The organism is Pseudomonas sp. ADAK7 (assembly GCF_012935675.1).
Classification (GTDB): Bacteria; Pseudomonadota; Gammaproteobacteria; order Pseudomonadales; family Pseudomonadaceae; genus Aquipseudomonas.
The window spans coordinates 2,491,807-2,502,637 of sequence record NZ_CP052861.1; the positions used below are offsets into that span (position 1 = coordinate 2,491,807).

Genomic DNA, 10,831 nt, shown 5'->3' on the forward strand with positions numbered 1-10,831 from the left:
CGTCCGCTTCTGCTGCTGTGACGCAGAGCGTCACGGGATGCATTCCCACGTGGAGCGTGGGAACGATCAGCTATTCGGGCAACTCAGCCAACCCATCCACATCGGTCATCGCCCGCTCGAGCAAATCCGCCGGCAAGCTCTTGCTCGCCCGCGCGCCCAGCAACTTCAGTTGTTCGCTGCGGCTGACCAGATTGCCGCGCCCTTCCGTCAGCTTGTTGCGCGCCGAGCTGTAGGCTTTATCCAATTGCTGCAAGCGATTGCCGACTTCGTCCAGGTCCTGGATGAACAACACGAACTTGTCGTACAGCCACCCTGCCCGCTCGGCGATTTCCCGGGCGTTCTGGGTCTGGCGTTCCTGCTTCCACAGGCTGTCAATCACCCGCAACGTGGCGAGCAATGTGGTCGGGCTGACGATCACGATGTTGCGGTCGAAGGCTTCCTGAAACAGCGTCGGCTCAGCCTGCAAGGCCGCGGAAAATGCCGCTTCGATCGGAACAAAAAGCAGAACGAAATCGAGGCTGTGTAAGCCATCGAGTCGCTTGTAATCCTTGCCGGACAAGCCTTTGACGTGATTGCGCAGGGACAACACGTGTTGCTTGATCGCGATCTGGCCGATGGCATCGTCTTCGGCCGCGACGTATTGTTGGTACGCCGTGAGGCTGACCTTGGAGTCGACCACTACCTGCTTGTCGCCGGGCAGGTAAATGATCACGTCCGGCTGGAAGCGTTCACCGTCCGGGCCTTTGAGGGTGACCTGGGTCTGGTACTCACGGCCCTTCTCCAGGCCGGCGTGCTCAAGCACGCGCTCGAGAATCAACTCGCCCCAGTTGCCCTGGGTCTTCTGCCCTTTCAAGGCTCGGGTGAGGTTGGTGGCTTCGTCACTCAGGCGCAGGTTCAGCTGTTGCAGGCGCTCCAGCTCCTTGGCCAGGGAAAAGCGTTCCCGGGCCTCGGCTTGATAGCTTTCTTCGACGCGTTTCTCGAAAGACTGGATGCGCTCCTTCAACGGATCGAGCAACTGCCCCAGGCGCTGCTGACTGGTTTCGGCGAAACGCTGCTCGCGCTCGTCGAAGATCTTGCCCGCCAGTTCGGCGAACTGCGCCCGCAATTCATCGCGCGAGCCCTGGAGGTCGTTGAGGCGTTGCTGATGGCTTTCCTGTTGTTCGCGCAGCTCGGCGTTGAGGGAGGCGGCTTGCGCGTCGAGGCGACGCAACTCAGCCTCTTTGCCAGCACGCTCGATATTCCAGGCGTGGGCCGCGTCGCGGGCATCGTCGCGCTCGATCTGCAGCAGTTCGACTTCACGGCGTAGCGCGGCAAGATCAGCTTGTTTGGTGGAGTTGGCCTGGCTCAGGTCGCCGATTTCGTCGCGGCACGCATCGAGTTGGGCATTCAAGCCGTCCTGGGCCAATTGGGCCATGGCCAGCCGTTCTTCCAGCAACGCCACGTCGGCCTGTCCGGCGCTCGCCCGGCGCTGGATTTGCCAGGCCAGTGCCAGCAATGGCAATGCCGCGCCTGCCAGACCGAGCAATATGCTGGTCAAGTCGATAGCCATAGCCACTCCTGCCGATGAGATAAAGCTTGAAGGTTAACCAAGGCGTCAGGTCTTGGACAGCTCAGTCTTCGGTCAGCCCCAATTCCTGCTGGGCGCGGCGGTCACCGGCGCGGGCGGCCTGGCGCAGCATGTCGTGACCGATGCGCCGATCCCGGGCGTTGCCGCACTCGCGGCACATCAACTGGCCCAGGCGGCTTTGCGCCGCGACCACACCTTCACGAGCGGGTTGCTTGAGCAAACGTCCGGCGAAGTGTTTGACGTTGGGGTTGTCGCCCAGGCGCGGGCTATCCAGAAGCCACTCGGCCACACGCAGGGAAAAGCGCTTGGTCGGGGTAACAACAGGGGGGGTTGCGGTAACAGCGGTTGATACTGAGCGAAACTTCATAAAGCACTGTGGGGCAGATCGGAAGGCGCGCCACTCTACTCTTTTTTTCGTACAGGTAAAGTCGAAAAAACCCGGCACGCCCGTCCTAGAGCAAGCGCTTGGGACAATCCACAGAAGCTGTGGATAACTCAGTGGACAACCCACCTTGAACTCTCGCAAAGCCCTGTGGAATGGGGCTCGCAGTCAAACTGACGATTTTTTCACCAGTAAAAAAAAGCGATGTTTTTCATTGACTTAAATTTTCATTACAGGCACCCACTGCGTTTGATGCCAAGGTGACAGTGGCGTGACAGCCTGCGCAACTTATGTGCACAAGTACCTTCACGGCGGTTATATCGATGCGCTTTTTCGGCGCGTTTTGCTGCCAAGCCTGGGGATAAGCCTGGGCAAAACCTTGATTCACGCTCATTGAGGCTCGACGACCAACGGTTAAATCCTGTGCCATTACAGGGCAAGCCTAGTGTTTACAGCCTATAATCACGCCCCTCGAAGCGGTTGAATGGCACTGCCAACAATCTTTTTGGCTAACACACTTCCTTTCTCCAATTCAATCCGTTAGTATCCGCGGCGTTAGTACCAAGCTGAAAGTCAATTCTGGTCGAACAAATCCCCCCGGTCAGCCTTCCCTTGAGAAGCCTCCACCGACAAAGCGGGATCGACCACCTCGATGGTTTCCAGGTAAACCTTGCGTCAACACTGCCTTTGAAATGAATGCAAAGGGTGTTGCGAAGCTCACTTACTCTGACCGAACCAGCCTGCAAATTGATCAGGATCTTCACCCCGGGCCCAGAACCTTTGCCCTTGATGTGTTGCCTGCCCTCCTAAGTACCTACCTGCCAGCCCAAGCGCGCCAATTATCAGCGCTTCAAACTGGCTGCTTTGTTCCAGTCGGGTTCTTCGTTCGACCAATGGTGGTCGTCGTCACTGGAACGTATTAATTTTGCACGGTTCTTATCCGTGTCGCTTGTAGGAACACCTAATAATGTCTACTCAAATCCATACTCAGGATGCCATTCGCACCCTAACCAACGCTTTTGCACCAATGAACTGCCTGATCATGGCCGCTCGCAAAGGCTGCTTCAGCTTCACTCTGGTCAACGAACACGGCATCGCCCGTCACAGCGAACGCCTGTACCCCGATCAATACTCCAGCGCTGAACCGCTGCAGGCCGTGATCGATCGTACTCGCCAGGCACTGGTTGCCTGAGACGCCAGAAAGACTGAAAACCTCAAAAGCCCTGCTCAAAAAGCGGGGCTTTTTATTGCCTGATATTTCTCTTTCCCCACCCACGGCCTAAGTACTAACCGATATAACGGTTATAACTGGCAGCCGGAAATATTTTAAAAACAGGCCTTTACGTCGCGAATATGACACTACACTTCAACTCAAGCGGCTTGATCCGCTTCCGGCGAGCCTGAGTCGATTCATTGCTGCCAAGCCCCCCTTCAGGTATCGCCGCCCATTTCATGTTTCGAGGGCTTTATGGGTATCGCTGCCAGCGAACTGTGCCGTTATGTGATCCGCCCGACCTTGATTTACCTCGGGCGCCATAGCGCAACTGCCGAATCCCTGCTGCTGGGCATCGCCGCCAGCCAGTCCGCCCTTGGCTCCGCCCTCCATGACCGCCGTGGGCACGGCTTGTACCGAATCGCCGAACCCCGCCACCGGGCCCTCTGGGATCACTACCTGGCGCTTGATCCTGAACGAGCGAGCCTGGTCCGAGGCCTGGCCAGCCAACACGCCTTTTTAAGCAGCCCGCACCTGGAATTAACCGTCAACCTGCGTTACGCCACCGCCATCGCCTGGCTGCTGGTAGAAGAACAAAACACTCCCCTCCCCGATCCCGATGATGTGATGGGCATGGCCCGAATCTGGCGCCAGACCTTCCAGCCTCAAGGACGCCTGCGTGACTTTACCTGCGCCTGGCAGACCTGTGTTTCATCGCTGAATCAGGTCGCTTGCTGACCACCCGGTTTCACAAGATCCCATAACCGGTCGCGATTCTGGTCGGATTGTCCTACAAAACCGCTCTAACTCAACGCATACAGGCTATAGCGCTGGGACGAAAATGTTGGTAATTTTCGCCCCGGTGATCACCAGGAGTTCTAATAATGAAAAAAGTAATGCTCAAAACCACCCTTAGCCTCGCCGTTACCTTGGCATCCACCCAGCTTTTCGCAAGTGGCTTCGCCATCAACGAACAAAGCATTAGCGGGATGGGTACAGGTTTTGCTGGGCGATCTTCATCTGCCGATGACGCAAGCACAATTTTTGGCAACCCTGCCGGCATGTCCCGCATCAAGCGCGAACAGGTCACCGGCGGTGCTGCAATGCTCGACGCACATACCAACATCAGCAAAGCCAGCTCCAGCCCCAACAGCGGTAGCAACGACGGCGACATGGTGCCGTTCATCGCCGTGCCGATGGGCTACTACGTCAAGCCTATCGATGACAAATGGGCAGTCGGTGTTGGTGTTTACGCACCGTTCGGCCTGGTGACCGACTACGAGCACGGTTTTGCCGGCCGCTACTTCGGTAGCACCAGCGACGTAAAAGTCGTCACCCTGCAACCGACCGTGAGCTACGCCTTCAACGACAAGGTGTCGATCGGTTTCGGCCCGACCATCAACCGTATCGACGGCAAGCTGGAATCGAACCTGTCGATTACCCAGGCAGCGCCCGATGGCCAGGTCAAGATCAAAGGCGACGACACTGCACTGGGCTACAACATCGGCTTGCTGGTTCAAGCCACTGACAGCACCCGTGTCGGCCTGACCTACCACTCGAAAGTGAAGTACAAGCTCGAGGGTAATACTAAGGTCAACTACGGTGTCCTCGGTGCAGTGGGTCAAAACCCAAGCCAGAAGTACGACGCCTCGCTGGACCTGACCACCCCTGAATCGGTGGACTTCTCGGTGACTCATCAGCTCGACGACAAGTGGACCCTGTACGCAGGCAGCACCTGGACTCGCTGGAGCCGCCTGAAAGAAATCACCGTTGAAAACAAAGGTGTTCCGGCCATCCTCAACGGTCAGTTCGGTTCGATTACCGAAGAACAGAACTGGCACGACACCTGGGCCCACGCCATCGGCGCGTCCTACCAGTTGAACAAGGAATGGGTCCTGCGCACCGGCCTGTCCTTTGACCAGGCACCGACCAACAACGTCGACCGTTCCCCACGCATCCCGACTGGCGATCGCAAGATTTTCAGCCTGGGCGCCGGCTGGAGCCCGACCGACGACCTGACCATCGACGTGGCGTACTCGTACCTGCGTGAAGAGTCGGTCAAGGTCGCCAACAGCAACGACCGCGGCCAGAGCTACGATGCTAAATACCAAAACTATGCGAACGGTTTTGGTGTTGGCGCGACCTACCGCTTCTGATGATTCAAGGCGAGCCTGAACCGCTCGCCACCTGAATCGAAAAAGCCCCGCACTCTTGTCCAGAGGCGGGGCTTTTTAATGGGCGGCGATCAGGGTTTCGAGGCCAGGGCTTTCTCGACGGCTTCGATGAATTCAGGGTTATCGGGCTTGGTCAGGCTGGAGAAATTGGCGATCACCTTGCCTTGGCGATCGACCACGTACTTGTAGAAATTCCACTTCGGCGCACTGCTTTGCTCGGCGAGGATCTTGAACAAGTGAGTGGCGTCGTCACCGCGAACTTTCTGCGGCTCGGTCATGGTGAAGGTCACGCCGTAGTTGACGTAGCAGACCTTGGCGGTCTCAGCGCCATCCTTGGACTCCTGCTTGAAGTCATTGGACGGAACGCCGACCACCTCCAGCCCTTGGTCCTTGTAACGCTGATACAGCGCCTCCAGGCCTTTGAACTGCGGGGCGAACCCGCAGAAGCTGGCGGTGTTGACCACCACCAGCGGCTTGCCGGCAAAACGCTGGCACAAATCGATGGATTCCTTGGCGCGCAACTTGGGCAACGAGCCCTGCAACAGCTCCGGACACTCGGCCGCTTGTGCCAATCCGGTGAACGCCATCAGCAACGCGGGGACTGCAAGCCAGCGTTTGAGCATGTCGGTGCATCCTTGAGATATCGTCAGAAGGCGACGTTACTCGCCCTCGCAACACCCTAGCAAGCACCCATGCCCAACTGCATCAGCGCCAGTCCGCCCTGATGCCAGCCCCACCAGGCCAGGGCCAGCAGCAAGGCGCCGACACCCACGACAATAATCCGCGGCCAGAGACTGTTCATATCGCACTCATTTGGGTTTGCAATCGCGTCACTGGCTGCTCGCGCACCGGCCAGTTCAGGGCGGCTGCCAACAAGCTCAAGAGAATTGCTACCTGCCAGATCAAGTCGTAGCTCCCGGTCCGGTCATACACCACCCCGCCCAACCAGCCGCCGAGGAACGAGCCGAGCTGGTGAAACAGGAAAACAATCCCACCGAGCATGGACAGGTTTCGCACGCCGAACAAGGTCGCCACCGTGCCGTTGGTCAATGGCACCGTGGACAACCACAGGAAGCCCATGGCCATGCCGAACAGATAGGCTGTGGTCGTGGTCACCGGCGCCCACAGGAACAACCCGATCACCACCGCGCGCAACAGATACAAACCGGTGAGCAAGCGCGGCTTGGACATCCGCCCGCCGAGCCAGCCTGCCGTATACGTCCCGAAGATATTGAACAGCCCGATCAACGCCAGCACCGTGGTCCCGACCGTGGCCGGCAGGTGCTGATCCACTAGATAAGCCGGCAGGTGCACACCGATGAACACCACCTGAAAACCGCAGACAAAAAAGCCGAACGCCAGCAGCCAGAACCCGGAATGGGAACAGGCTTCACGCAAGGCTTCGGGCAGGGTTTGTTCGTGGCCGAGGGTCGGCAGCGGTTTGTCCTTGAGCATGCTCACCAGCGGCACAATCAGCGCCACCAACAGGCCCAGCACCAGCAACGCAGCGGACCAGCCGAGCCAGCCGATCAACCCCAGCGTGCCGGGCAACATGGCGAACTGGCCGAAGGAACCGGCGGCGCTGGCGATGCCCATGCCCATGCTGCGTTTCTCCGGCGGCACTGCGCGACCGACCACGCCGAGGATCACCGAGAACGAAGTGCCCGACAGGCCGATACCGATCAACAGGCCGGCGCTCAGGGACAAGGTCACCGCCGAGTCGGACATGCCCATCAAGATCAGGCCCGCGGCGTACAACACACCACCGACCAGCACCACTTTCGCCGCACCGAAGCGATCCGCCAAAGCACCGGTAAACGGCTGCGCCAGGCCCCAGATCAGGTTCTGCAAGGCAATGGCAAAGGCAAATGTCTCGCGGCCCCAGCCGAACTCGGCGCTCATGGGCGCCAGGAACAAGCCGAAGCCGTGCCGTACACCCAAGGACAATGCAAGAATCAGCGCACTCCCCACCAACACCCAACCGCAAGTACGCCACATCGATGTCATTCTTATTCTCCGGTAGCGGGTATATACCCGCTTAAGATCGAACAAACCGGCATCAAGCCAGTTCGTCCAGCAATCTGATCAAGGTTTCACGTTTTTCGGCGCCCAAGCGATCGATCAACCGCTGCTGCGCCGCTTCCCAAGCCGGCAAGGCGGCTGCCAGGCGTTCAGCGCCAGCCTCGGTGAGCATCACGATGCGATTGCGCATGTCCGCGCCCTCGACCAGCGTCACCAGCCCTTCGCCCTCCAGCACGCGCAGATTGCGCCCGAGGGTGCTGCGGTCCAGCCCCATGGCCTCGGCCAGGGTGGAAATACTCGGTTGATCCAGGCGCTGCAGGTTGCACAGTAAAGAATACTGGGCAACGTTGATCCCGAAGCCGTCGAGAGCGCCGTCGTAATGCCTGCTGACGCCACGGGCGGCGCGACGCAGGTTGGTACATAAACATTGAGAGTCGAGCATGGTGCGTGTATATACCCGCGGTTAAATGAAAGCAAATTTTTGATACATAACCCTGTAGGAGCGAGGCTTGCCCGCGAAGAACGATAACGCGGTCTATCTGAGATGCCGCGGTGAGTTCTTCGCGGGCAAGCCTCGCTCCTACGGGATTAGCGCAAGTCCTGCGAGTGCAGCCATCTCCAGCAATTCCAGCAACGCCCCCGCCGTATCGCCAGTCGTGCCACCCAATCGCCGCATCATCACCTGGCGCAACCAGACAAACACCGCCGCCGCGAGCACGAGCGCAACCAGGCCTTTGAAAAGCCCCGCGATCACCACACAACCCAGCGCACTGACTGCCAACACCTGCCAACCCGCCTTGTGAGGCAAATGATCAGCCAGTGCCTGCCCCAATCCGCCAGCCCGCACATAAGGCGTAGTCAGGAACAACCCCAACAACGCCGCACGCCCGATCAACGGAACGATGATCAAGACAACGCCCTGCCCCTGCTCGATCAACGCCAGCAACGCGGCGAATTTCAGCAGCAACACTAACACCAGGGTCACCACCGCGATCGGCCCGCTGCGCGGGTCTTTCATGATGGTCAGGGTGCGCTCCCGGTCGCCGAACCCACCAAGCCACGCATCGGCGCTGTCGGCCAGGCCGTCCAGGTGCAACCCACCGCTGAGCACGACCCAAAGGGTCAGCAGCAATGCCGCGTGAAGCAATAATGGCGCGCCTGATAACAGTCCGTTCAGCGCCCACAACAGACCGCCGAACAGCAGCCCCACCAGCGGATAAAACAGCAGCGAACGCCCCAATTCCTGAGGCGCCGGCATCCCCGGCAGGCGAATCGGCAGGCTGCTCAAGAATTGCAGGGCGATCCAGAACGGCAACATGATCAGCGCGCTTCCCGTAACAACGGGCCGGCGCCGACCGCCAGCGAATGCAACGAAGCGTGGGCGACTTCGACGGTGAGCAACTGTTCGCGGGGCAAGCCACGGGCCTGGGCCAGCAGTAGCTTCATGACCCCGCCGTGGGTGATCAGCAACACCCGTTCACCCGCATAGGTGGTGTGCAACCGTTCGACCGCCGCCAGCACTCGCGCGGAGAAGTCAGCCACTGGTTCCCCCTCGGGCGGCGTGAACGAATAGGGATCGGTCCAGAACAACCCCAACGCTTCGGCACTGGTCTGCATCAACAGCGCCGTGCTCTGCCCTTCCCATGCGCCGAAATGCAGTTCTTGCAGGTCTTTTTCCAACTGCACCGGCAAGCCAAGTTGCCCACCGAGTTCTTCGGCAAACCGCGCGCAACGCTGCAACGGCGAACTGACCAGACGATCCCACGGCCCCTGCCCGATCACCGCGGCACGTAACTGCGCCCAGCCCTTGTCGGTCAGAGCATCGTCGAGGCTGCCACGCAGCCCTCCGCCGAGTTCGGTCTCGCCGTGGCGCAATAGATCCAGGCGCAGGGTCATGCCGGACGATCCGCCACGGCCGCTTCCGCGAACGTCGCCATTTGCCCGTGAAGATCGCAGGCCAGACGCAACAACGGCACTGCCAACGCAGCACCACTGCCCTCGCCCAGGCGCAGACCAAGGTCAAGCAACGGTTCGGCGTTCAGGGTTTCCAGCACATGACGATGGCCGGGCTCGGCACCGCGATGGCCGAACAATAACCACTCACGGCAGTCCGGATTCAAGCGCACCGCCACCAACGCCGCGACGCTGCAAATAAAGCCGTCCACCAGCACCGCCACGCCTTCCTGAGCGCAGGCCAGATAGGCACCGACCAACGCCGCAATCTCAAACCCGCCGAGGTTGAACAGGGTTTGCAGCGCATCGCCACGCTGGGCGCCATGCAAGGCCAGCGCACGTTCAATGACTTGCGCTTTATGGCTGACACCCGCCGCGTTCAACCCGGTGCCCGGCCCGGTCAGATGCACCACCGGGCAATCGAGCAAGGCACAGGCCAAAGCGCTGGCTGCGGTGGTGTTGCCGATGCCCATTTCGCCGCCGATGAACAACTGCGCGCCGCTTGCAGTGGCGCGCAACACACTGTCGCGACCGGCCTGCAACGCCAGTTCACCTTGGGTGACGGTCATGGCCGGGCCGTTCACAAAGTTGGCCGTACCCGGTCCGACATTCAGATGCCGCACGCCCGGCAGGTTCAATGAAGGCGTGACGGTGCCGAGATCGACCACTTCCAGTTGAGCGCCCAATTGCCGCGCCAACACGCTGATCGCCGCGCCGCCGGTGACGAAGTTGTGCAGCATCTGCCCGGTGACTGCCTGGGGAAACGCCGACACCCCTTCCGCAACCACGCCATGGTCACCGGCAAAGATCGCAATCCACAGCTGATCGAGGCTCGGCTTGACCTGACCCTGCAAACCGGCCAGTTGCACGGCGACTGATTCCAGCCGACCGAGCGAGCCAGCCGGTTTGGTCAGTTGCTGTTGACGGGCCTCGGCCTGTTCAACGATGGCCGCATCGACTGGCTTGCACGGGTTCAGCCACCAGGATTGAGTCATAACGCAGTTCCTTTCAGAGTCAGGGGCAGGCCGGCGACGGTCAGGACGACGCGCTGACAGCGCTCAGCCAGGGCTTGATGCAGCCAACCGGCTTCATCGACATAGCGGCGAGTCAATTCGCCCAGCGGCACGACACCCATTCCGGTCTCGTTGCTGACAAAAATGATTTCACCCGGCAGCGAGGCCAGGCAGTCCAGCAAGGCATCCCGCTCGGCCGTCAGGCGCTCGGGGTTGTCGAGCATCAGCAGATTGGTCAGCCACAGGGTCAGGCAATCCACCAGCAGGCAACGCTCGGCACTGGCGTTTTCCCGCAGGATGCGGGCCAGTTCCAGAGGCTCTTCGATCAGCGCCCATTCGGCGGGACGACGGGCGCGGTGATGAGCGACCCGTTCGTTCATCTCGCCGTCCAAGGGTTGGCTGGTGGCAATGTAGGTGACCTGGAGTTGGCTGTCTGTGGCGAGTTTTTCAGCCAGGCGGCTTTTGCCAGAGCGGGCGCCGCCGAGGATTAGTTGGAGCATGGTTCAT

The 10,831-nt window shown here is 60.0% G+C and carries 13 protein-coding genes; 3 read left to right on the plus strand and 10 right to left on the minus strand.

From position 1 onward, the window contains the following. Positions 1 to 70: 70 nt before the first annotated feature. Together rmuC and HKK53_RS11630 are read right to left on the minus strand one after the other, a co-directional pair. Entirely contained in the window at positions 71 to 1,435 is a 1,365-nt protein-coding gene (gene rmuC / locus HKK53_RS11625; RefSeq protein ID WP_169374230.1) for a DNA recombination protein RmuC, read from the minus strand. A 175-nt stretch (positions 1,436 to 1,610) separates the two neighbouring features. Further along, entirely contained in the window at positions 1,611 to 1,934 is a 324-nt protein-coding gene (locus HKK53_RS11630) for a sel1 repeat family protein (protein ID WP_169370938.1), read from the minus strand. A 982-nt stretch (positions 1,935 to 2,916) separates the two neighbouring features. Here HKK53_RS11630 and HKK53_RS11635 point away from each other — a divergent pair. The 3 genes from HKK53_RS11635 (at position 2,917) to HKK53_RS11645 (ending at position 5,318) form a co-directional block, all read left to right on the plus strand. Then, positions 2,917 to 3,141, plus strand: coding sequence for a hypothetical protein (locus tag HKK53_RS11635; protein ID WP_003214941.1), 225 nt, complete (start codon positions 2,917 to 2,919; stop codon positions 3,139 to 3,141). 276 nt (positions 3,142 to 3,417) lie between these two features. Then, a complete protein-coding gene (locus HKK53_RS11640) occupies positions 3,418 to 3,900 on the plus strand; it encodes a hypothetical protein (RefSeq protein WP_169370939.1) in 483 nt (160 codons plus the stop codon). 146 nt (positions 3,901 to 4,046) lie between these two features. Next, complete coding sequence (locus tag HKK53_RS11645; protein ID WP_169370940.1) at positions 4,047 to 5,318, plus strand: OmpP1/FadL family transporter; 1,272 nt, start codon at positions 4,047 to 4,049, stop codon at positions 5,316 to 5,318. A gap of 89 nt (positions 5,319 to 5,407) precedes the next feature. On the opposite strand, the gene HKK53_RS11650 is transcribed toward HKK53_RS11645, so the two are convergent. The 8 genes from HKK53_RS11650 to cobU all read right to left on the minus strand — a co-directional run bounded on the left by HKK53_RS11650 (position 5,408) and on the right by cobU (position 10,824). Next, the gene (locus HKK53_RS11650) at positions 5,408 to 5,959 is read right to left on the minus strand and encodes a glutathione peroxidase (RefSeq protein WP_169370941.1); all 552 of its coding nucleotides are present in this window, start codon (positions 5,957 to 5,959) and stop codon (positions 5,408 to 5,410) included. A 56-nt stretch (positions 5,960 to 6,015) separates the two neighbouring features. Continuing rightward, positions 6,016 to 6,138 carry a hypothetical protein gene (locus tag HKK53_RS32785; RefSeq protein WP_272900299.1) on the minus strand — a complete coding sequence of 41 codons (123 nt, stop codon included), beginning with the start codon at positions 6,136 to 6,138 and terminating at the stop codon, positions 6,016 to 6,018. Then, positions 6,135 to 7,343 (minus strand): MFS transporter, encoded by a 1,209-nt coding sequence (locus HKK53_RS11655; RefSeq protein ID WP_169370942.1) that lies wholly within the window; start codon positions 7,341 to 7,343, stop codon positions 6,135 to 6,137. Before HKK53_RS11655 ends, HKK53_RS32785 begins: the two co-directional genes overlap by 4 nt. A gap of 52 nt (positions 7,344 to 7,395) precedes the next feature. Continuing rightward, positions 7,396 to 7,800: a MarR family winged helix-turn-helix transcriptional regulator gene (locus HKK53_RS11660; RefSeq protein ID WP_169370943.1), complete on the minus strand. Its 405-nt coding sequence runs from the start codon at positions 7,798 to 7,800 to the stop codon at positions 7,396 to 7,398. Between the two features lie 138 nt (positions 7,801 to 7,938). Continuing rightward, positions 7,939 to 8,676 (minus strand): adenosylcobinamide-GDP ribazoletransferase, encoded by a 738-nt coding sequence (locus HKK53_RS11665; RefSeq protein ID WP_169370944.1) that lies wholly within the window; start codon positions 8,674 to 8,676, stop codon positions 7,939 to 7,941. A 2-nt stretch (positions 8,677 to 8,678) separates the two neighbouring features. After that, positions 8,679 to 9,254: an alpha-ribazole phosphatase family protein gene (gene cobC, locus HKK53_RS11670; RefSeq protein WP_169370945.1), complete on the minus strand. Its 576-nt coding sequence runs from the start codon at positions 9,252 to 9,254 to the stop codon at positions 8,679 to 8,681. After that, complete coding sequence (cobT, locus tag HKK53_RS11675) at positions 9,251 to 10,306, minus strand: nicotinate-nucleotide--dimethylbenzimidazole phosphoribosyltransferase (protein WP_169370946.1); 1,056 nt, start codon at positions 10,304 to 10,306, stop codon at positions 9,251 to 9,253. The genes cobC and cobT overlap by 4 nt, the downstream gene beginning before the upstream one ends. After that, positions 10,303 to 10,824, minus strand: a complete 522-nt coding sequence (cobU, locus tag HKK53_RS11680; RefSeq protein ID WP_169370947.1) for a bifunctional adenosylcobinamide kinase/adenosylcobinamide-phosphate guanylyltransferase — start codon at positions 10,822 to 10,824, stop codon at positions 10,303 to 10,305. Before cobU ends, cobT begins: the two co-directional genes overlap by 4 nt. Positions 10,825 to 10,831 lie beyond the last annotated feature (7 nt).